Genomic DNA, 20441 nt, shown 5'->3' with positions numbered 1-20441 from the left:
TCCGAGACGTCACGGTCCGCCTGCCGATGGCGTCGACCGCGCTGGAGGCGTGCCAGTGGACGGTCGCCGCTCTCGCCCGGTACACCCCCGCGACCATCTCGGTCCTGCTCCAGGTCCACGACCGGCTCCGCTGCGTCGCGGCCACCGGCGCCTGGCAGGTCTTCTCGACCGTGCCGCCGAAGACCGGGATAGTCGGCCGGGTCTACGCCTCGGGCGAGCCGGCCACCGTCGCCGACGTCACCGCCGACCCCGACTACCTCCCGGTACGCCCGGACGTCACCGCCGAGCTCTGCGTCCCGGTGCTGGACCCGGCCGGGCGGCCGCTCGGCGTGCTCGACCTGCAGTGGAGCGAGCCGGTCGAGCTGGACCGGTGGCGGGAGACCGCGGCGCGGCTGGCCGGCCGGCTGGGCGCGCGGATCGTGGCGCTCGGCGGCCCGCCCGCGGAGAGCCGCAGCGAGAAGCTGCTCCGGCACGCCGCCGCGATGACCGCCGCCCCCACCGACTGGGACCTGATGGCCGCCGCCATCGCCGCCGCCCGGGACGTCTCCGGGCTCTCCGCCGCGGTGCTGCTCCTCGCCGGCCGGCGCGGACCCCGGCTCGGCGCGCCCACCGGCACGCCCGGTGAGTTGGAGTCGCGGATCCGGGCCGAGCTGGCCGAGGCCGGGCCGGCCGCACTCGGCCGGATGCTGGCCCGGGCGCACCGGAACGGCTCCGCGTACACGCTGGGCGAGGCGGGGCTGCCGCCGACCGAGGACTACCTGCCACTCGCCTCGGCCGGGGCGCGCACGCTCGTGGCGGTGCCGGTCGGGCCGCCGGACACCGGCGGGCTGCTGCTGGTCGCCGACGAGCGGCTGCTGCGGCCCGACCCGACCACCGTCAACCTCATGGAACTGCTCGCCGGCCAGGCGTGGACCTGCCTCGACCGGCTCCGTACGCTCGCCCGGCTGCGCGAACAGGCCAGCTCCGACCCGCTCACCGGGCTGCGGCACACCGGGCCGTTCGGCCAGCGGATCGCACGCGCCACGCCGGGGCGTACCGCCCTGCTGGCGATCGACGTGGACGGTTTCAAGAACGTCAACGACACGTACGGCCACCAGGCCGGCGACCGGCTGCTGGTCGGGCTCGCCCGGGCGCTGGAGGGCGCGCTGCGGCAGGGCGACGAACTGTATCGGACCGGGGGCGACGAGTTCGTCGCGGTGATCGAGGTGAACCGCCCGGAGGAGGCGGTCCGGATCGCCGAACGGCTCACCGAGGCGGCCCGGCGCACCGGCCGCACCATCAGCATCGGGGTCGCCCTTCCCCGCCCCGGCGAGACCCCGGAGCGCACCCTCCGCCGCGCCGACCAGGCCCTCTACGCGGTCAAACGCCAGGGCCGCGACGGCGTCCACCTCGCCGCCGCCTGACCCCCACCCCTCGGGCCCACCCGCCCCATTGCGTCGATCATGAAGTTGGCGGCGCGACACGCCGACCCGGCCGCCGCTAACTTCATGATCGACGGAGCGGGTGGGGGTGGGGGGTCAGGGGGTCAGGTCTTTGGCGAGGAGTTCGGCGATCTGGGCGGTGTTGAGGGCGGCGCCCTTGCGGAGGTTGTCGCCGGTCACGAAGAGGTCGAGGGCCCTCGGGTCGTCGACGGCGCGGCGGATCCGGCCGACCCAGGACGGGTCGGTGCCCACCGCGTCGATCGGCATCGGGAACTCGCCCGCCGCCGGGTCGTCGACCAGGATCACGCCGGGCGCGTTGCGCAGCGCCTCACGGGCGCCCTCGGCGTCCACCTCGGTGGCGAAGACCGCGTGCACCGCGACCGAGTGGCCGGTCACCACCGGCACCCGCACGCAGGTGGCGGAGACCTTGAGGTCGGGCAGTCCGAGGATCTTGCGCGACTCGTTGCGCATCTTCAACTCCTCGGACGACCAGCCGCCGTCCGCGAGCGAGCCGGCCCAGGGCACCACGTTGAGCGCCAGCGGGGCCGGGAACGGGCCCAGCTCGTCGCCGACCGCCTGCCGCACGTCGCCCGGACGGGAGCCGAGCACCCGGTCCCCGGCGACCTTGCCGAGCTGGGCGTGCAGCGCGTCCGCGCCGGCCTGCCCGGCCCCGGACGCCGCCTGGTACGAGGCGAGCACCAGCTCACGGAGGCCGTACTCGCGGTGCAGCGGGGCGACGGCCACGATCATCGCCAGGGTGGTGCAGTTGGCGTTGGCGATGATGCCCTTGGGCCGGTTTCGCACCTGCTCCGGGTTGATCTCGGGTACGACCAGCGGCACGTCCCGGTCCATCCGGAACGCACCGGAGTTGTCCACCACCACGGCGCCCCGGGACACCGCGACCGGCGCCCACTCGACGGAGACCTCGTCCGGGACGTCGAACATCGCCACGTCGACCCCGTCGAACGCCTCGGCGGTGAGGGCCTGGACGGTCAACTCCTCGCCCCGGCACTGCACCCGCCGCCCGGCCGAACGTTCCGAGGCGAGCAGCCGGATCTCGCCCCACACGTTGCGCCGGGAGGAGAGCAGCTGGCACATCACCGTACCGACGGCACCGGTCGCCCCGACCACGGCGAGGGTGGGCAGCGACGACATGCGGTTACCGCCCGGTGCCCGCGTAGACCACGGCCTCGGTGTCGCCGCCCAGGTCGAAGGCGTCGTGGATGGCGCGGACCGCCTTGTCCAGGTCGGTGTCCCGGCAGACCACCGAGACCCGGATCTCGGACGTGGAGATCATCTCGATGTTGACCCCGGCCGCGCCGAGGGCGGCGAAGAAGCCGGCCGCGACGCCCGGGTGCGAGCGCATGCCGGCCCCGATCAGGGACACCTTGCCGACGTGGTCGTCGTAGAGCAGGCCCTTGAACTTGACCGACTCCTGGATCTTGCTGAGGGCGGCCATGCCGGTCGCGCCGTCGGTCTTGGGCAGCGTGAACGAGATGTCCGTGCGCCCGGTGCCCTCGGTGGACACGTTCTGCACGATCATGTCGATGTTGATCTCGGCACCAGCCACGGTGTCGAAGATCTTCGCGGCGGCGCCCGGCTCGTCGGGCACCCCGACGATCGTGATCTTCGCTTCGCTGCGGTCGTGGGCGACCCCGGTGATCAGTGCCTGTTCCACAGGAAGGTCCTCCATCGATCCGGTGACCATCGTGCCGGTGTTGGTCGAGTATGACGAACGGACGTGGATCGGCAACCCCGCGCGCCGGGCGTACTCGACGCTGCGCAGGTGCAGCACCTTGGCGCCGCAGGCGGCCAGCTCCAGCATCTCCTCGTAGGTGATGTTCCTGATGTGCCGGGCGTTCGGCACGATCCGCGGATCGGCGGTGAACACCCCGTCCACGTCGGTGTAGATCTCACAGACGTCCGCGTCGAGCGCGGCGGCCAGCGCCACGGCCGTGGTGTCCGACCCGCCCCGGCCGAGGGTGGTGACGTCCTTGGTGTCCTGCGAGACGCCCTGGAAGCCGGCCACGATGACCACCGCGCCCTCGTCCAGCGCGCCCTTCAGGCGGCCCGGGGTGACGTCGATGATCCGCGCCCTGCCGTGCACCGAGGTGGTGATCACGCCGGCCTGCGAGCCGGTGAACGAGCGGGCCTCGTACCCGAGGTTGTGGATGGCCATGGCGAGCAGCGCCATCGAGATCCGCTCCCCGGCGGTGAGCAGCATGTCCAGCTCGCGGCCGGGCGGCAGGGGGCTGACCTGGTTGGCCAGGTCGAGCAGCTCGTCGGTGGTGTCCCCCATCGCGGAGACCACCACGACCACGTCGTCGCCGGCCTTGCGGGCGGCGACGATGCGCTCGGCCACCCGCTTGATCCGCTCGGCGTTGGCGACGGAGGACCCGCCGTACTTTTGCACCACGAGTGCCACGACGGTGCACTCCCTCCCAGCGACGACCCTGAGCGTGCCGACGCCGCCGGCTTCCGGTCCGGCGGCGCGTGTCAGACCACCCCAGGGTATCGGGCGGCCCGCGGCGCCGGGTCGGGTGATCCCACCATCCGGCCCGGCATGGCGCGGCTCACCAGGGGCGGGCGCGCCGCTCGCGGGGCGGCGACACGCCGGCACGGCAGCCGTACGGCGGGCTCCCCGGACCGGGGCGCGCACCGCAGAATGACCCGGTGCAAGCTCACCTTCGCGCGGGCCGGCTGCTGACCGGTGCCCTGGCGATCACCCTGTCGGCACTGCTCTCCGGCTGCACCGCCGACCCGCCGGCGCCGGCCCCGACCAGCACCGCCGACCCGGCCCCGGCCGAGGTGGACGCCGCCCGCGACGAGTTGGCCGCGCTGGCCGCCGCCGCCCAGGACCGGCACCTGACCGCCGCGTACACCTTCGCCACGGGCGACGGCCCGGACCGGACGATCACGGTGACCAGCGCGAACGACGGCACCTGGCGGGTGGACGTGCCCGGTTGGGGGCGGGGTGGCACGGTGGACGTCTCGCTCGCCGCGACCGCCGACGGGCTGTTCCAGTGCGCGCTGACCTCGGCCGGGCACGCGGCGCCGCCGAGCTGCGTACGCCTCGGCGACCCGGACGACAGCGTGCCCCGGAAGCTGGACCCCCGGGTGCAGCACCCGTTCACCGACTGGCTGGAGGTGCTCACCGACCGCCGGGCCCCGCTGGCGGTCTCCCCCGCCGAGCCGCCGACCGGGGCGGCGGGCCAGTGCTATTCGGTCGAGTCGACCTCGGCCTCGCTGAACGCGCCGCTGGACGTGGGCATCTACTGCTACCGGCCGGACGGCACCCCCTCCGCGGTCCGGGCCGCGTTCGGCACGCTGCGGCTGGCCGGCGAGCCCGGCCCGGCACCGGCCACTGTCGCGTTGGCCGGGCCGGTCACCGAGGACGATCCGGTGGGGCGGGAGGCACCGACGCCCGACGACAGCCCGAGCTCGGGAACGCAGTAACCCGATGTCCGTTACGGGTGCTCTTAACCACATCTGACGGGGCTGGCGTTTCGGGCAAAACCACCATGGGGGACGCTCCCCTCATGGCCGAACTCACACCGCTGCTCGCCTTCCGCTGGAGTCCCCGGGCCTTCGACCCGGACGCGGAGCTCACCGGGGACGAGGCCGCCTCCCTCCTGGAGGCCGCCCGCTGGGCGCCCTCGGCCGGAAACGCGCAGCCGTGGCGGTTCGCCCTCGGGCACCGGCAGGACGAGACCTGGAAGCGGATCCTGGTCACCCTCCCCGAGCCCGACCAGGGCTGGGCCCGGCATGCCTCCGCCCTGGTGGTCGGCGCACACACCGGCGCACCCTCGACGGCTGCGGACTACGGGAGCGCCGAGCGGGCCGCGTACGACCTGGGCCAGGCGGTCGCCCACCTGACCGTGCAGGCCACCGCGCTCGGCCTGCACGTACGCCAGCTCACCCGGTTCGACCGGGGTCGCCTCGGCACCGAACTGGACCTGCCGGCCGGAGTCCGTCCCCTGGTGGTGGCCGCCGTCGGCCGGCTCGGCGACCCGGCCGCCCTACCCGCCGACCTCCACACCCGGGAGACCGCCCTGCGCCACCGCCACCCCCTGGCCGCGCTCCTCATCCCCTGACGCCCTCACCCCGGGACGACGCCACGAGCGGATCGGCCCGGGATGCGGCAGATCGGGCGCTCCCGGCGCCGGGACACCCCGCCTCGCCGCAACCGGCACGTAGCCGGCGGCCGGGCCGGGACGCGGTCAGGCGCCGCGGGCGGCGCGGAGGAGGGCCATGCCCACCTCGGTGTTGCGGTAGCGCACGTGCCGGCCCTCCCGGGACCGGACGACCAGCCCGGCGGCGTGCAGGGCGGAGAGGTGCTGGGAGACGTTCCCGGCGGACATCCCGGTGAGGCGGGCCAGGTCGGTGGTGGTCGTCGCCGCGTCGAGCAGGTGCAGCAGCGCGGCCCGGCCGGCGCCGACCACCCGGGCCAGCGGGTCGCCGGGCGGGACCGGGGCCCGCTCCCAGAGCGTCCCGACCGCGCGAACCGGGTACGCCCCGGCCGGCAGCGAGTCCTCCAGCAGGTTCCACAGCACCCGCCGGTCGGTGAACACGCTCGGATTCAGCGCCAGCCCGCGCCCGCGGAGGTCGAAGTCCCGCTCGAACGGGTCGTCGCTGACCACCCGGTCACCGAGCCAGCGCAGGCTGGGATGGAGCTGCTCGAAGAGCCGGCCGGCGCCGCCCTCGGCGAGCTGGGCGGCGCGGTACGCCACGTCGGCGGCGAGCAGCGCCCGCATCCGCGGCCAGTCCGGCGCGATCGCCTCGTCGTACCAGACCCGCACCGCGTCGACGAGCTGCGGCAGCAGACCTCGGGGATCGGCGAGCAGCGCCCGCCCGAACGGGCTCAGCGGCCGGCGCGGGGTGGTCGCCAGCAGGTCCTGGACCACCACGTCCGGCGGCGTCGCGGCGATCTGGTCGAGCTGCTCGGCCATCTCCAGGTCCGGGCGGGCGGCGGGGGTGAGGAAGTCGGGCAGCCAGCGGCGGGGCCGGGTCAGCTCCACCAACGGCCGGACCCGGTCGGCCACCTCCGGGCGGCGCAGGGTCAGCCGGGCCCGGTCGATCCAGGGCAGGTGCACCGCGTAGCGGACCGGATCGGCCAGCGCCCACATGCTCATCACCGTCTCGTTGGCCGGCGAGACGGCGAACCGCACTCCCGCGACGTCGGCCAGGCTGAACCGCAACTCGGACACGCGCACCCCCCGGACGCAGGATTCGGCCCAGCCTAAAAGGCTCGACCGGCCCGTGGGGGGCGCGGTTCACTCACCGGCCATGGGGACCAGGGACAGCATCCGCACCGCCGTCCGGCACGTCGTACCGCCGGCCGGGCTGACCCGCGCCCTGGCCGTGCAGGCCATGGTGTACGCCGTCGGCCACGGCCTCTTCCAGGCCGGCAGCGCGGTCTTCTTCACCCGGGCGCTGGGGCTCAGCCCGGCCCAGGTGGGCCTCGGCCTGTCGCTGGCGGCCGGGGTGTCCCTGCTCGGCACCGTCCCGTTGGGCGCCCTCACCGACCGGTACGGCTCGCAGGGGGTCTGGCTGGTCGGCCTGCTGGTCGAGGCGGCGCTCTTCGCGTCGTACCCGTTCGTGGGGGGTTTCGCCGGGTTCCTGGCCGTGGTGGCCGCGCTCGCGGTGGTGGACGCGGCGACCGGCGTGGCCCGGCAGGTCTATTCGATCAACGTGCTGCCGGCGGAGGAGCGGGTGACCGCCCTGGCCTACCAGCGCTCGTCGCTGAACGTCGGGTTCGGGCTGGGCGCGGTGATCAGTGGCGGGGTGCTGGCCCTGGACACGATGGCGGCCTACCGGGGCATGGTCTGGTTCAACGCGGCGATGCTGCTGGTCACCGCCCTCTTCGTCGGCCGGCTGCCCCGGTTGCCGGGCGGGCGGCGCAGCGCAACGCCGACCAGCCGGCTGGCGGTGTTCCGGGACCGGCCGTTCCTGGCGGTGGCGCTGTTGTCCGGACTGCTCAGCTCGCACGGCACGCTCTACCTGGTGGTGCTGCCGCTCTGGGTGCTCAGCCGCACCGACGCGCCGCGCACCCTGATCGCGGCGCTGGTGCTGCTGAACACGGTGCTCGCCGTGCTGCTCCAGGTCCGGGTCAGCCGAGGTGCCGACACGACCTCCGGCGCCGCCCGGGCGCTGCGCGACGGCGGCCTGCTGATCGCGCTCTTCTGCCTGGTCCTGCCGCTGTCGGCGGTGACCGGCGGGTGGGTCACCATCGGGGTCCTGGTCGCCGCGGCCGTGGTGCTCACCCTCGCCGAGCTGGTGCAGTCGGCCGGCATGTGGGGGATCACCAGCACGCTGCCGCCGGCCGCGCAGCGCGGCGCGTACGTGGGCGCGTTCCGGCTCGGCGGCCAGTTGCAGTACCTGGTGGCCCCGGCCGGGCTGACCGCGCTGGGGGTCAGCACCGGCGGCTGGGGCTGGTTCCCGCTGGCGGCGCTGTTCACCGTCGCCGCCCTGGCGGCGGTGCCGCTGGTGGCATGGGCGGCCAGCCGCCCCCGGTTGGGCGCGGCGGCCCCGGAACCCGAGAGGGTGACTCCGGTCCCATAGTCCGGACCTGCCTTCCCACACCCCGCCCCACCACGTAGGGTGACCCTGTCATGTGGCGGGCGTTCCTTCTTCTTGGCTGCCGCGACGAGGCCTGACCGGCCGGCACCTCGTCGCGGAGTTGAACCGCGCCGTCCAGCACATCCGAACTTCCTCTCGGCACCCGGCACCGTCGCCGGGCATCTGCGCCGACACCTTCCGATCTGCTGACGCCACATGTTCCAGGGAGCACTCTGAGATGGCTCAACCTGTCACCGACGCCGAGACCGATCCGATCGCCCGGCAGCGCCCCAGCCGGATGCCGTTCCACCGTTACCTGCCGTACGACCAGCAGTTCCGGGTCGACCTGCCGGACCGCGCCTGGCCCACCCGCCGGGTCGAGACCGCGCCCCGCTGGTGCGCCGTCGACCTGCGCGACGGCAACCAGGCGCTGATCGACCCGATGTCCCCGGAGCGCAAGCGCCGGATGTTCCAGCTGCTCGTGCAGATGGGCTACAAGGAGATCGAGGTCGGCTTCCCGTCGGCCAGCCAGACCGACTACGACTTCGTGCGGCAGCTGATCGAGCAGGACCTGATCCCGGAGGATGTCACCATCCAGGTGCTGACCCAGTGCCGGGAGCACCTGATCGACCGGACCTTCGAGTCGCTGCGCGGCGCCCGCCGGGCCATCGTGCACTTCTACAACTCCACCTCGACGCTCCAGCGCCGGGTGGTCTTCGGCCTGGACCGGGACGGCATCACCGACATCGCCACCCAGGGCGCGCGGCTCTGCCAGAAGTACGCCGAGATCCACACCCCGGACACCGACATCCACTACGAGTACTCACCGGAGTCGTACACCGGCACCGAGCTGGAGTACGCGCTGGAGGTCTGCGCCAAGGTCATCGAGGTGGTCGACCCGACCCCGGACCGCAAGCTGATCATCAACCTGCCGGCCACGGTCGAGATGGCCATGCCGAACGTGTACGCCGACTCGATCGAGTGGATGCACCGGCACCTGCCCCGGCGGGACAGCCTGGTGCTGAGCCTGCACCCGCACAACGACCGGGGCACCGGCGTGGCCGCCGCCGAGCTGGGCCTGCTGGCCGGCGCCGACCGGATCGAGGGCTGCCTGTTCGGCAACGGCGAGCGCACCGGCAACGTCGACCTGGTCACCCTGGGGCTGAACCTGTTCTCCCAGGGCATCGACCCGATGATCGACTTCTCCAACATCGACGAGATCAAGCGGGCGGTCGAATACTGCAACCAGTTGCCGGTGCACGAGCGGCACCCGTACGCGGGCGACCTGGTCTACACCGCCTTCTCCGGCTCGCACCAGGACGCGATCAACAAGGGCTTCGACGCCCTGCACGCCGACGCGGCGGCGGCCGGGGTGCCGGTCGACGAGTTCACCTGGGCGGTGCCCTACCTGCCGATCGACCCGAAGGACCTGGGCCGCACCTACGAGGCGGTCATCCGGGTCAACTCGCAGTCCGGCAAGGGCGGCGTCGCGTACATCATGAAGACCGAGCACCAGCTCGACCTGCCGCGCCGCCTCCAGATCGAGTTCTCCGGCGTGGTCCAGCAGGTCACCGACCACGACGGCGGCGAGGTCGAGCCGGGCACCATGTGGGAGATCTTCGCCCGCAACTACCTGGTCGACCACCAGGTCGACCCGGCGGTCACCCTGGCCGGCTACGCCATCGGCACCGCCGACGGCAAGGTCGAGATCGAGGCCCGGGTGGGCTACCGCGGCGAGGTCCGCCCGCTCACCGCGGTCGGCAACGGCCCGATCGACGCGTACGTCGGCGCGCTGCAGTCCCTGGGCGTGGCGGTACGGGTGCTCGACTACCACGAGCACGCGCTCTCCTCCGGCGGCGACGCGCAGGCCGCCGCGTACGTGGAGTGCGAGGTGGACGGCCGGACGGTGTGGGGTGTCGGGGTGGACGCCAACATCGTCACCGCCACGATCAAGGCGGTCACCAGCGCGGTCAACCGCGCCCGCGCCTGACCTGCAAGGAAGGGTCCCCTGTTAACGCCTGGCGTCTGACGGGGGCCCTTCCTCACCGGTCGGGCGGGGTGGAGGCGGGTAGGGACGGGCAGGGCTGCGCCCCGGGCGCCGTCCGTGCCGGACGGTGGATCAGCAGCCCGGCCAGCGCGGCCCCGGCCAGCAGCAGCCCGGCGCACCAGAGCATCGCGCCGCGGAACGCGCCGGTCAGCGCGGCCTTCTGCTCGTACCCGGTGCCGGAGAGGCCGACCAGCAACGGCAGCGCGGCCACCGCCAGCAGGCCGCCGGCCCGGGAGGCGGCGTTGTTGAACCCGCTGGCCACCCCGGCGAACCGGTCGGCCACCGCGGCCAGCACCGAGGCGGTCAACGGCGCCACCACCAGGGTCAGACCCGCCCCGAACAGGGCCACCCCGGGCAGCACGTCGGTCCAGTACGACGCACCCGGGCCGACCCGGCGCACCAGCAGCAGGCCGAGCGCGGCGAGCACCGGGCCGACGGTGAGCGGCAGCCGGGGACCGATCCGGGCGGACAGCGCCCCGGCCCGGGCCGAGCCGACCAGCAGCAGCACCGTCATCGGCACGGTGGCCAGGCCGGTGAGCAGCGCCGACCAGCCCACCACGTTCTGCAGGTAGACGGCGAGGAAGAAGGTGAACCCGCCGAGCGCCGCGTACACCGCCACGGTGAAGAGGTTCAGCACCGAGAAGAGCCGGCTGGAGAAGAGCCCGGTGGGGAGCATCGCGGCGTCCCCGCGCCGCCGCTCGACCAGCACGAAGACCACTGCGGCGAGCACCCCGACCAGCACCGCCGCCAGCACCGCCGGGGAGCCGGCGCCGCGCGCCGGGGCGTCGATCAGGGCGTACGTGACGCCGCCCAGGCCCAGCGCGCCGAGCAGCGCCCCGGCGATGTCGAACCGCCGGCCCGCCCCGGTACGCGAGGCGGCCTCGTCCCGGCTCTCCGGGACCCAGCGCAGCGCGGCGAGCACCACGGCCACCGCCAGCGGCAGGTTGATGAAGAAGATCCACCGCCAGGAGAGCGCGTCGATCAGCCAGCCGCCGAGCAGCGGGCCGAGCGCGGTGGAGACCCCGGAGAGCCCGGACCAGGTGCCGATCGCCTTTCCCCGGTCGTCGGGGTGGAAGCTGGCCTGGAGCACGGCGAGCGAGCCGGGGGTGAGCAGCGCGCCGCCGGCACCCTGGAGGAAGCGGGCCGCGATCAGCCAGGAGGTCCCCTGGGACAGCCCGCAGAGCAGGGACGCCCCGGCGAACCAGACCACCCCGAGCAGGAAGACCCGGCGTCGGCCGAACCGGTCGCCGAGCGCGCCTCCGAGCAGCACGAACGCGGCCAGCATGAGCAGGTAGCCGTTAACGGTCCACTGCAGATCGGCCACGTTCGCGCCGAGTTCCTCGCCGAGCCGGGGTAGCGCCACGTTGACGACCGTGCTGTCCAGGAAGACCATGCCGGACGCGAGGATCGCAGCGAGCAGGGTGCCCCGCCCGGCGGCGGTGCCGGTGCGGAGCGCGGGTACGGGTGCGCTCATGGAAGAACACTCTGCCCGGGCTCCACTCCCGACGCCACGAATCGCGGAAACCGCGCCCCGGGTACTGTGCGGACTCGACCCGGAGCCCGCAAGCTAAAGAGGTGTCGTCTGTGCGTACGAGATCAGGAGCCCGTGCCGGGTCCGCGGCCGCGCTCGCCGCGGCGCTCGCCCTCGGCGCGGCCGGGTGCGTGCCGGTGGTCGACGACCCGGAGACGCCGCCGAGCGCGGCGGGGAACGTCGACCAGCAGCTCGGTGAGCTGACCGTCGCCAGGGCCGGGTCGATGAAGGGCTACAGCCGGTCCCACTTCCCGCACTGGCGGGACACCGGAAAGAACTGCGACGTGCGGGACAGCGTGCTGCAGCGGGACGGGGAGGGCATCAAGCTCTCCGGCTGCAACGTGGTGGGCGGCCGCTGGGAGAGCCCGTACGACGGTCTGGTGCTGACCGATCCCGCCGACGTGGACATCGACCACGTGGTCCCGCTGGCCAACGCCTGGCGCTCGGGCGCGGATGAGTGGGACGACTCGAAGCGGGGCGACTTCGCCAACGACCTGACCCGCCCGCAGCTGGTGGCGGTTTCCGCGCGCTCCAACCGGGCAAAGGGTGACCAGGATCCGTCCCAGTGGAAGCCGCCGAACAAGTCGTACTGGTGCCAGTACGCGGCGGACTGGGTGGCGGTCAAGCACTACTGGCGGTTGACGGTGACCAGTGCCGAGAAGGCCGCCCTTACCGACATGTTGGAGGGCTGCACATGGTCGAGCAAGCCGTGACCGGAGCCGGCGCGACGCCGCCACCGGAACAGCCACCGGACGCCACCGGCGGGGACGCGGCGGCCACCGGCGGCGGGACGGCGGCCGGTCCGACCTCGGCCGGGATGACGGCCGACGGCGCGCCGACCGCTCCCGCGGACGTGTCCGGGGCGGGCATGTCCGCCGACGCCGTCCCGGCGGCGCCGGCGGGTGGCGCGCCCGCCGGACCGCTGCAGCGCACGGCGGACCTCACGGCCGGCCCCGGCGGGGTGATGACCGACGAGGTGGGCGTGGTGACCGGCGAGCTGACCCTGCGTACGGAGTGGGCCGACGGCCAGGTCACCCTGCGGGTGCAGTACAAGGACGCGGACGAGTGGTACATGGTGACCGGCGGGCGGGCGGCGCTGGCCGATCCGTCCGGGTTGGACGCCGTGCACACGATCGCCGTCGCCCTGCTCAACCGCCCCGAGGGCTGAGACGCCGCGAGGCCCCTTCCGCACGTTCGGGGAAGGGGCCTCGCGCCGTGTTCACAGGGTCGGAATCAGCTCACCGGTGTCGCCCGGCGCCGCGCCGTCGTCCGGCCGGACCAGCTCCGGCTCCACCTCGTGCGGCCGGATCCGGCCCGCCGCGATGTCCTCGGCGTAGTGGCAGGCCACCCGGTGACCGTCGAGCACCTCGCGCAGCGCCGGCCGCTCGTCGGCGCAGCGCTTCGGCTGGGCCCACGGGCAGCGGGTGTGGAACCGGCAGCCGGCCGGCGGGTTCGTCGGCGAGGGCAGGTCGCCGGCGAGCAGGATCCGCTCGCGGCGGTCCTCCACCTGCGGGTCGGGCACCGGCACCGCCGACATCAGCGCCTTCGTGTACGGGTGCATCGGCTCCCGGTAGAGGTCGTCACTGGACGCCTCCTCCACCAGTCCGCCCAGATACATCACGCCGACCGTGTCCGCGATGTGCCGCACCACGGCCAGGTCGTGCGCGATGATCAGGTAGGTCAGGCCGCGCTCGTTCTGGATGTCCTCCAGCAGGTTGAGCACCTGGGCCTGGATGGACACGTCCAGCGCGGACACCGGCTCGTCGGCGACGATGAGGTCCGGGTCGAGCACCAGCGCCCGGGCGATGCCGATGCGCTGCCGCTGGCCGCCGGAGAACTCGTGCGGGTACTTGCTCAGCGCCGAGGCGGGCAGGCCGACCGCGGCCAGGGCCTCCCGGAGCTTCTTGGCGGTGGCCGCCTTGTCGCCGGCCAGGCCGTGCGCCTTGAGCCCCTCGACCAGCAGCGATTCGACGGACTGCCGGGGGTCGAGGCTGGACAGCGGATCCTGGAAGATCATCTGCATCCGTCGACGGGCCCGGCGCATCTGCTCGCCCTTGAGCGAGCGGACGTCGGTGCCGTCGAAGACGATCTCGCCGTCGGTCGGCTCGACCAGCCGCAGCAGGCCCCGCCCGAGGGTGGACTTGCCGCAGCCCGACTCGCCCACCAGCCCGTACGTCTCGCCCTTGTTGATCGACAGGGAGACGCCGTCGACGGCGTAGACGTAGCCGACCGTGCGGTCGATGAGCACGCCGCTCTTGATCGGGAAGTGGACCTTGACGTCGCGCAGTTCGACCAGTGGTCCGGTCCGCTCCTCGGTCACGGGACCGCCACCTCCTCGGTTACGGGGTTGTTGCAGCGCAGGTCGCCGCCGGTCGTGGTGGGTTCGAGCGGCGGGGTGCCCTCCAGGCAGGCGTCCACCACGTTGTCGCAGCGGGGCGCGAAGGCGCACCCCTCGGCCCACGGGATGTTGTCCGCCACCGAGCCGCGGATGGCGTGCAGCCGCTCGCCGCGCGGCGAGTCCAGCCGCGGCACCGAGTTGAGCAGCCCGTGGGTGTACGGGTGCCGAGGCCGGGCGAACAGCTCGTGTCGGGCGGCCCGCTCGACCACCTTGCCGCCGTAGAGCACGTTGACCGTGTCGCAGAGGCCGGCCACCACGCCCAGGTCGTGCGTGATCATGATCAGTGCGGTGCCGGTCTCGTCGACGAGCTGCTTGAGCAGGGTGAGGATCTGCGCCTGGATGGTGACGTCCAGCGCGGTGGTCGGCTCGTCCGCGATCAGCAGCCGCGGCTTGCAGGCCAGCGCGATGGCGATCAGGGCGCGCTGCCGCATGCCGCCGGAGATCTGGTGCGGGTACTCCTTCAGCCGCCGGTTCGGGTCCGGGATGCCGACCGCGTCGAGCAGCTCACGGGCCTCCTTCAGCGCCGCCTTGCGGTCCATCCCCCGGTGCCGCTCCAGCACCTCGGCCACCTGGGTGCCGATCGGGACGACCGGGTTCAGCGACGAGAGCGGGTCCTGGAAGATCATGCCGATGTCCCGGCCGCGCCGGTCCCGCATGTCGTCCGGGCGCAGCGCGAGCAGGTCGGCGCCGTCGAACATGACCTGGCCGGTCACCTTGTTGCCCCGCCGGGGCAGCAGGCCCATGATCGCCAGGCTGGTCACGCTCTTGCCGCAGCCGGACTCGCCGACCAGGCCGACGGTCTGCCCCGGCTCCACGCTGAAGCTGACCTTGTCGACCGCGGTGAACGGCCGCTCACCGCGGCGCTGGAACACCACGCTCAGGTCGCGTACGTCGAGCAGGCTCATCGGGTCACTTCCTCTCGCCGGCAACGGCCGGCCGTGCTGATGCCTCGCATGACCGTCACCGCCGGTTCTTCGGGTCGATCGCCTCGCGCATGCCCTCACCGAGCAGGGTGAAGCCGAGGGCGACCACGATGATCGCGATGGCCGGGTAGTAGGCGAGTTCGGGCCGGACCTCGAAGTAGCGCTGGCCGTCCACACCGAGCATCAGGCCCCACTCGGCCCGGTTGATGTCCGGGTCACCGAGACCGAGGAAGGAGAGCGACGCGGCCTCCAGGATCGCGGTGGACAGGGTCAGCGTGGCCTGCACGATCACCGCGGTCATCGCGTTCGGCAGCATGTGGCGCAGCACGATGCTGTGCTGCTTCACCCCGAGCGCCCGGGCGGCCAGCACGTGGTCACTCTCCCGTTGCGCGAGCATCGAGCCGCGCAGCAGCCGGGCGAAGATCGGCACGTTGACGATGGCCACCGCCAGGATGACCGTCCACTGGCTCGACCGGCTCGCCATGGCCACCAGGCTGATCGCCAGCAGCAGGGCCGGCAGGGCCAGCATGACGTCGGTGAAGCGCATCAGGATGTTGTCGATCCAGCCGCCGAAGGCGCCGGAGAGCGCGCCGATCAGCACGCCGAGGGCCAGCCCGATCAGGGTGGCCACCACGCCGACGAAGAGGGTCTGCCGGCTGCCGTAGATCATCCGGGAGAGGAAGTCCCGGCCGAGCGGGTCCGACCCGAGGGGGAAGTCGCTGCTGGCGCCGGGGATGCTGTCGACGGTCAGGTTCTTCGTGAGCTCGTCGAAGCGCTGCGCCGGGTCGTGCGGCGCGAGCAGCGGCGCGAAGATCGCCACCAGGACGAAGAGCGCGACGATGGCGGCGCCGAAGATGGCGACCGGGTTGCGGCGCAGCCGGCGGAACGCGTCCCGGATCAGGCTCACGCCGCCCTTGTCGGCGCTGGCCTGCGCCAGCGCGTCCAGCCGGGCCCGCTTCCGCTCGCCGAGCCGGCCGATGGCGCTCGGCGTCACGCCCTCGGGCTTCTCCTCGACGGCGGCCGGGTCGACGCCGTCGCGCTGGGCACCCACGGTGGGCCGGGTGATCGGATCACTCATCGCACACGCACCCTCGGGTCGATGAAGGCGTAGGAGAGGTCGACCAGGAGGTTGACCACCACGAAGACCAGCGCGGCCAGCAGGATCAGCGCCTGGAGCACCGGGTAGTCCCGGCCGCCGCTGATCGAGTCGGTGATCAGCGTCCCCAGGCCGCCCCAGTTGTAGACCTTCTCGGTGAGTACCGCGCCGGAGAGCAGCGCGCCGGTCTGCAGACCGATGGTGGTGACCACCGGCAGCAGGGCGTTCCGCAGGATGTGCCGGCCCCGGATGGTCTTGTGCCGCAGGCCCTTCGCCTCCGCGGTGCGGACGTAGTCCTCGTTGAGCACGTCCAGCACGCTGGCCCGGGTGATCCGGACGATCACGGCGAGCGGGATGGTGGCCAGCGTGAACGCCGGCAGGATCAGGTGCCAGAGCGCGTCGCCGGTGGCGTCGAACTCCCGGGTGAGCAGTCCGTCGAGGACGAAGAACCCGGTCACGTCGGTGTTGTCCACCCCGGTGCTGATCCGCCCGGAGGGCGGGAACCAGTGGATGTTCTGGGTGAAGACGTCCTTGAGCAGGTAGCCCAGGAAGAAGATGGGGATCGAGATGCCGAGCAGGGTGCCGGCGATGCTGAGGTTGTCCAGCAGCCGGCCCCGGTGCCGGGCGGCGAGGTAGCCGAGCGGCACGCCGAGTCCGACCGCGATGATCATGGCGACCGCGGCCAGCTCGATGGTGGCCGGGAAGGCCCGGCCGATCACCTCGGTGACCGGGTCGCCGGTCCGGATGGAGTTGCCGAAGTCGCCGGTCAGGACCCGCTGCATGAACTTGGCGTACTGCACCAGGACCGGTTGGTCGTAGCCGAGCGCCTTGATCAGCAGGGCCCGGCTCGCCGGGGTGGCCCGCTCACCGAGCAGCGCCTCGACCGGACCGCCGGGCAGGTTCCGCAGCCAGATGAAGATGAGCGCGGACAGCGCTATCAGGGTCACCACCAGTTGCAGCAGGCGGCGGACTATGACTCGCAACATCTCTCACACACCAGACTCTCGGTAGCTGCGGAATCGGCCCGGGCCGGGGTGCCCGGCCCGGGCCGATTCCGTGTACGCGTCAGCGGTTCAGCGGCGTCTTCAGCCGACGCTGACCGTGTTGAACCGCTCGTCGGTCAGCGGGCTGGCGATCAGACCCTTGACGTCCTTGGTGACCACGATGGCCGGCGGAGCGTGCCAGACCGGGACGGCCGGCAGCCACTTGCTGGCGATGTCGCGGTTGACCTGCTCCCAGGCGGCCTTCTTGCCGGCCTCGTCGACCGTGCCGTCGGCCTTGGTGATGGCCGCGAACATGTCGGTCATCGCCTGGTCGCCGAACTCGACCTTCGCGCGGCCGAAGAAGGTGCCGACGAAGTTGCCCGGGTCGTTGTAGTCACCGGTCCAGCCGAGCAGGTGCAGGTCGTGCTTGCCGAACTGCTGCACGTCGTCCTTGTAGCCACCGTTCCACGGGCGGGCCACACCGTTGACCTTGATGCCGACGGCCTGCAGGTCGTTGGCCAGGACGGTGAAGATCTCCTGCGGGTTCGGCATGTACGGCCGGGACACGTCGGTCGGGTAGTAGAAGTTGAGCGTCAGGTTCTCGGCGCCCGCCTCCTTGAGCAGCTGCTTCGCCTTCTCCGGGTTGTACTCGTACTTCTGCACGTCCTGCGCGTAGCCGAGCACGGTGTCCGGCATGAACTCGTCGGCGACCTTGGTGCCACCCGGGCCCTTGGTCTGGACGAGCTGCTGGCGGTTGAGGGCGTAGGCGATCGCCTGGCGCACCCGCAGGTCCTTCAGCTTCGGGTTCTTCTGGTTGAAGCCGAGGTAGAGGATGTTGAACGCCGGGCGGTCGAGGACCTGGAAGCCCTCACCGGAGAGCGCCTTGCGGTCGGCCGGGGCCGGGAAGTCGATGCCCTGGACGGTGCCGGCGCGCAGCTCCTGCTTCCGGGTGTTCTCGTCCTTGATGATCTTGATGACGAGCTTGTCGACCTTGGCCTTCTCGCCCCAGTAGTCGGGGTTGCGCTCCAGGGTGATCTCACCCTTGGCCTTGTCCCAGCCGGCGAACTTGAACGGGCCGGTGCCGACCGGGTGCTCGTTCGCGAACGCGCTGTACTCGAAGGAGTCGCCGTTCTGCTTGACCGTGTCGGCGTCGTACTTCTTCAGCGCCTCGGGGCTGGCGATGGAGAGCGCGGTCAGCGCGAAGGCACCCGGGAAGGCGCCCTTGTACTGGTTCATCGTGACGACGGCGGTGGCGTCGTCCTTCGCCTCGCACTTGTTGTAGACCGGCTTGCCCGCGTCGGCGCTCTCGTTCTTGGCGAAGCCACCGAAGACGTCCATGTAGTAGAGCATCTGCGACTGGGCGGCAGCGCCCTTCATGTTGTACCAGCGGTCGAAGTTGAAGCAGACCGCCGCGGCGTTGAAGTCGGTGCCGTCGTGGAACTTCACGCCCTTGCGGAGGTGGAAGGTCCACACCTTGCCGTCCGCGTCGTGCTCCCAGCTCTCCGCCAGCGCGCCCTGCAGGTCGGCCGTGCCGGGCTTGTTCTGCACGAGGGTGTCGTACATCTGCCGGATCGGCCGGAAGGACTCACCGTCGTCGTTGAAGATCGGGTCAAAGTTCTTCGGGTCACCGGCACCCGCGAAGACGAAGGTGCCGCCGGTCTTGGCCCCACCGCTGTCCCCGTCGCGCTCGCTCTTGGCGCAGCCGGACGCCCCGACCGCCAGAGCGGCAGCGGCCGCGAGGGCCACGGCCGCTTTAAGCCTGCTCGCCTGCATCTCTCACCTCTGTCATGCGCATGTCCACGCCGAGCTGTGACTCGACCCGTGTGCGGGAGGCTATGACACGACACACAGAAGCGGAACGCCCGTTAGGCAATCGCTATCAAGCCGACACCAAGCCGCCTGGTCTGACAGCGCTTGATCCATCCACAAACGGGACTGTCACACCGGGGCGCAGGTGGCCGTGCCCGACATATGCCGCAAAAATCGCCCTCGGCCGGCTCATCGCTGGAGTACGTGGCGAACCGCACTCGTCCCACATTTCGGTCTCGTACCGGCTCGCGGAGGGCAGCCCGGAACGGCCGCCCTCCGCGAGCCGGAGACAAGAACCGGCGGTTCAGACCGCCCGGCGGCCCTCGAACGCCCGACCCAGGGTGATCTCGTCGGCGTACTCGAGATCGCCGCCGACCGGCAGGCCGCTCGCCAGCCGGGTCACCGCGATGCCCATCGGCTTGACCATCAGGGCCAGGTACGTCGCCGTCGCCTCACCCTCGGTGTTCGGGTCGGTGGCGAGGATCAGCTCGCGTACCGCGCCGCCGCTCAGCCGGCTCATCAGCTCGCGGATGCGCAGGTTGTCCGGGCCGATCCCCTCCAGCGGATTGATCGCGCCGCCGAGCACGTGGTAGCGGCCGCGGAACTCGCCGGTCCGCTCGATCGCCACCACGTCCTTCGGCTCCTCGACCACGCAGAGCACCTCGTCGGTGCGCCGGGGGTCACGGCAGATCCGGCACTGCTCCGACTCGGCGACGTTGTAGCAGGTGGTGCAGAAGCGCACCAGCTCCTTGACCTTGCGCAGCGCACCGGCCAGCCGGTTCACGTCGGCCGGATCCGCCGACAGGACGTGGAAGGCGATCCGCTGGGCGCTCTTCGGGCCCACGCCCGGGAGCCGGCCCAGCTCGTCGATCAGGTCCTGGATGGCACCCTCGTACATCTGCCGGCTCAGAACCCGGGCAGGCCGAGGCCGCCCATGCCGCCCGCGACCGGGCCCATCTTCTTCTCGGTCAGCTCCCGGGCCGCCTCGGCGGCGTTGTGCACGGCCGCGACGACCAGGTCCTCCAGGGTCTCCACGTCCTCCGGGTCGACCGCCTTCGGGTCGATCTTGATCGCCTTCAGCTCACCGGTGCCGGCGACGGTGGCGGTGACCAGGCCGCCGCCCGCGGTGCCGGTCAGCTCCGCCTCGGCCAGTTCGGCCTGGGCCTTGGCGATCTGCTGCTGCATCTTCTGCGCCTGCTTCAGCATCTGCTGCATGTTCGGCTGTCCACCTGGGCGCACGGATGGCTCCTTCTCGCACTCGTCCGATCGGCCGCGCCCAGCCTAGTCGGGCGGCGGCTGCTGTCCTTGCCGGCCGACGCAGCCTCAGCGCGCGTCGACCTCGTCGATCTTCTCCGCCCCGAACACCTCGCGGAGCAACTGCACCGCCTGCTCCTCGCTGGACTGCCGGGCGGTCTTCTCGTCGATCACGTCGTCCAACGGCTCGTCGCCCGGATCGAAGCCCTCGTAGGCCGGGGTGGCGGTCGCCGCCGGACGTGCGCCGGGTCGGATCGGCCCGTCGAAGTCCGGATCGTAGGGCGGCTCACCGGCCCAGTCGGCGTCCGCGGTCGGCTGGGCCGCCGGCGCGGTACGCGGACCCTTCGGACCACCACCGGCGGCGGCCGCCGCGGCCGCCCGGGCCGCCGCGATCGCGCTGCTCTTCGGCGCGCCCGCGCCG

Annotated in this window: 18 protein-coding genes and 1 pseudogene; 7 read left to right on the top strand and 12 right to left on the bottom strand. The window is 72.5% G+C overall.

The genetic code is table 11. The features are described 5' to 3' along the window. The first annotated feature begins 26 nt into the window (after nucleotides 1-26). Entirely contained in the window at nucleotides 27-1403 is a 1377-nt protein-coding gene (locus EFE23_RS21640) for a sensor domain-containing diguanylate cyclase (RefSeq protein ID WP_204335433.1), read from the top strand. A 114-nt stretch (nucleotides 1404-1517) separates the two neighbouring features. Here the strand turns inward: EFE23_RS21640 and EFE23_RS21635 are convergent, their stop codons facing one another. Then, the gene (locus EFE23_RS21635; protein WP_123242768.1) at nucleotides 1518-2576 is read right to left on the bottom strand and encodes an aspartate-semialdehyde dehydrogenase; all 1059 of its coding nucleotides are present in this window, start codon (nucleotides 2574-2576) and stop codon (nucleotides 1518-1520) included. A 4-nt stretch (nucleotides 2577-2580) separates the two neighbouring features. Continuing rightward, on the bottom strand, nucleotides 2581-3846 hold the full coding sequence (locus EFE23_RS21630; RefSeq protein WP_123242767.1) for an aspartate kinase: 1266 nt from the start codon (nucleotides 3844-3846) through the stop codon (nucleotides 2581-2583). A gap of 248 nt (nucleotides 3847-4094) precedes the next feature. Between EFE23_RS21630 and EFE23_RS21625 the strand changes: the two genes are divergently transcribed. Both EFE23_RS21625 and EFE23_RS21620 read left to right on the top strand, forming a co-directional pair. After that, complete coding sequence (locus EFE23_RS21625; RefSeq protein ID WP_233601092.1) at nucleotides 4095-4877, top strand: hypothetical protein; 783 nt, start codon at nucleotides 4095-4097, stop codon at nucleotides 4875-4877. 83 nt (nucleotides 4878-4960) lie between these two features. After that, complete coding sequence (locus EFE23_RS21620; protein WP_123242766.1) at nucleotides 4961-5515, top strand: nitroreductase family protein; 555 nt, start codon at nucleotides 4961-4963, stop codon at nucleotides 5513-5515. A gap of 126 nt (nucleotides 5516-5641) precedes the next feature. Here the strand turns inward: EFE23_RS21620 and EFE23_RS21615 are convergent, their stop codons facing one another. After that, nucleotides 5642-6628: an ArsR family transcriptional regulator gene (locus EFE23_RS21615; RefSeq protein ID WP_158675902.1), complete on the bottom strand. Its 987-nt coding sequence runs from the start codon at nucleotides 6626-6628 to the stop codon at nucleotides 5642-5644. Between the two features lie 79 nt (nucleotides 6629-6707). Here EFE23_RS21615 and EFE23_RS21610 point away from each other — a divergent pair, with 79 nt between their 5' ends. Next, nucleotides 6708-7982 carry an MFS transporter gene (locus tag EFE23_RS21610; protein WP_158675901.1) on the top strand — a complete coding sequence of 425 codons (1275 nt, stop codon included), beginning with the start codon at nucleotides 6708-6710 and terminating at the stop codon, nucleotides 7980-7982. Nucleotides 7983-8217: 235 nt separating this feature from the next. Beyond that, nucleotides 8218-9969, top strand: coding sequence for a 2-isopropylmalate synthase (gene leuA / locus EFE23_RS21605; protein ID WP_123242763.1), 1752 nt, complete (start codon nucleotides 8218-8220; stop codon nucleotides 9967-9969). Nucleotides 9970-10021: 52 nt separating this feature from the next. Here the strand turns inward: leuA and EFE23_RS21600 are convergent, their stop codons facing one another. Beyond that, nucleotides 10022-11500: an MFS transporter gene (locus tag EFE23_RS21600; protein ID WP_123242762.1), complete on the bottom strand. Its 1479-nt coding sequence runs from the start codon at nucleotides 11498-11500 to the stop codon at nucleotides 10022-10024. 110 nt (nucleotides 11501-11610) lie between these two features. On the opposite strand from EFE23_RS21600, the gene EFE23_RS21595 reads away from it, so the two are divergent. After that, nucleotides 11611-12270, top strand: coding sequence for an HNH endonuclease family protein (locus EFE23_RS21595; RefSeq protein ID WP_123242761.1), 660 nt, complete (start codon nucleotides 11611-11613; stop codon nucleotides 12268-12270). Beyond that, entirely contained in the window at nucleotides 12252-12725 is a 474-nt protein-coding gene (locus EFE23_RS21590) for a hypothetical protein (protein WP_123242760.1), read from the top strand. The genes EFE23_RS21595 and EFE23_RS21590 overlap by 19 nt, the downstream gene beginning before the upstream one ends. 51 nt (nucleotides 12726-12776) lie before the next feature. Here the strand turns inward: EFE23_RS21590 and EFE23_RS21585 are convergent, their stop codons facing one another. The 8 genes and pseudogenes from EFE23_RS21585 to EFE23_RS21550 all read right to left on the bottom strand — a co-directional run. Next, nucleotides 12777-13877 carry an ABC transporter ATP-binding protein gene (locus EFE23_RS21585; protein WP_123242759.1) on the bottom strand — a complete coding sequence of 367 codons (1101 nt, stop codon included), beginning with the start codon at nucleotides 13875-13877 and terminating at the stop codon, nucleotides 12777-12779. Beyond that, nucleotides 13874-14860: an ABC transporter ATP-binding protein gene (locus tag EFE23_RS21580; protein WP_123242758.1), complete on the bottom strand. Its 987-nt coding sequence runs from the start codon at nucleotides 14858-14860 to the stop codon at nucleotides 13874-13876. The genes EFE23_RS21585 and EFE23_RS21580 overlap by 4 nt, the downstream gene beginning before the upstream one ends. Nucleotides 14861-14915: 55 nt before the next feature. Continuing rightward, the gene (locus tag EFE23_RS21575) at nucleotides 14916-15956 is read right to left on the bottom strand and encodes an ABC transporter permease (RefSeq protein WP_123242757.1); all 1041 of its coding nucleotides are present in this window, start codon (nucleotides 15954-15956) and stop codon (nucleotides 14916-14918) included. Then, nucleotides 15953-16960, bottom strand: a complete 1008-nt coding sequence (locus EFE23_RS21570; protein WP_123242756.1) for an ABC transporter permease — start codon at nucleotides 16958-16960, stop codon at nucleotides 15953-15955. Before EFE23_RS21570 ends, EFE23_RS21575 begins: the two co-directional genes overlap by 4 nt. 99 nt (nucleotides 16961-17059) lie before the next feature. Further along, the gene (locus tag EFE23_RS21565; RefSeq protein WP_123242755.1) at nucleotides 17060-18730 is read right to left on the bottom strand and encodes an ABC transporter substrate-binding protein; all 1671 of its coding nucleotides are present in this window, start codon (nucleotides 18728-18730) and stop codon (nucleotides 17060-17062) included. Between the two features lie 340 nt (nucleotides 18731-19070). Continuing rightward, nucleotides 19071-19664, bottom strand: a complete 594-nt coding sequence (gene recR, locus EFE23_RS21560; RefSeq protein ID WP_123242754.1) for a recombination mediator RecR — start codon at nucleotides 19662-19664, stop codon at nucleotides 19071-19073. Nucleotides 19665-19672: 8 nt separating this feature from the next. Further along, on the bottom strand, nucleotides 19673-19981 hold the full coding sequence (locus EFE23_RS21555) for a YbaB/EbfC family nucleoid-associated protein (protein WP_030502117.1): 309 nt from the start codon (nucleotides 19979-19981) through the stop codon (nucleotides 19673-19675). A 108-nt stretch (nucleotides 19982-20089) separates the two neighbouring features. Beyond that, nucleotides 20090-20441 (bottom strand): annotated as a pseudogene (locus tag EFE23_RS21550) (DNA polymerase III subunit gamma and tau); the annotation flags it as partial.

Origin of the sequence: Micromonospora solifontis (assembly GCF_003725545.1) — a bacterium.
Lineage (GTDB): Bacteria > Actinomycetota > Actinomycetes > Mycobacteriales > Micromonosporaceae > Micromonospora > Micromonospora solifontis.
Note: the sequence above shows the minus strand (reverse complement) of the source record. Positions and strands in the feature narration are given on the sequence as shown.

Bases quoted from the DNA above. Each gene is read 5' to 3' on its own strand.
- EFE23_RS21640 (WP_204335433.1), top strand. From the start codon at position 27: ATGGCGTCGACCGCGCTGGAGGCGTGCCAGTGGACGGTCGCCGCTCTC.
- EFE23_RS21635 (WP_123242768.1), bottom strand. From the start codon at position 2,576: ATGTCGTCGCTGCCCACCCTCGCCGTGGTCGGGGCGACCGGTGCCGTC.
- EFE23_RS21620 (WP_123242766.1), top strand. From the start codon at position 4,961: ATGGCCGAACTCACACCGCTGCTCGCCTTCCGCTGGAGTCCCCGGGCC.
- EFE23_RS21610 (WP_158675901.1), top strand. From the start codon at position 6,708: ATGGGGACCAGGGACAGCATCCGCACCGCCGTCCGGCACGTCGTACCG.
- leuA (WP_123242763.1), top strand. From the start codon at position 8,218: ATGGCTCAACCTGTCACCGACGCCGAGACCGATCCGATCGCCCGGCAG.
- EFE23_RS21600 (WP_123242762.1), bottom strand. From the start codon at position 11,500: ATGAGCGCACCCGTACCCGCGCTCCGCACCGGCACCGCCGCCGGGCGG.
- EFE23_RS21590 (WP_123242760.1), top strand. From the start codon at position 12,252: ATGGTCGAGCAAGCCGTGACCGGAGCCGGCGCGACGCCGCCACCGGAA.
- EFE23_RS21580 (WP_123242758.1), bottom strand. From the start codon at position 14,860: ATGAGCCTGCTCGACGTACGCGACCTGAGCGTGGTGTTCCAGCGCCGC.
- EFE23_RS21575 (WP_123242757.1), bottom strand. From the start codon at position 15,956: ATGAGTGATCCGATCACCCGGCCCACCGTGGGTGCCCAGCGCGACGGC.
- EFE23_RS21570 (WP_123242756.1), bottom strand. From the start codon at position 16,960: ATGTTGCGAGTCATAGTCCGCCGCCTGCTGCAACTGGTGGTGACCCTG.
- EFE23_RS21565 (WP_123242755.1), bottom strand. From the start codon at position 18,730: ATGCAGGCGAGCAGGCTTAAAGCGGCCGTGGCCCTCGCGGCCGCTGCC.
- recR (WP_123242754.1), bottom strand. From the start codon at position 19,664: ATGTACGAGGGTGCCATCCAGGACCTGATCGACGAGCTGGGCCGGCTC.
- EFE23_RS21555 (WP_030502117.1), bottom strand. From the start codon at position 19,981: ATGCAGCAGATGCTGAAGCAGGCGCAGAAGATGCAGCAGCAGATCGCC.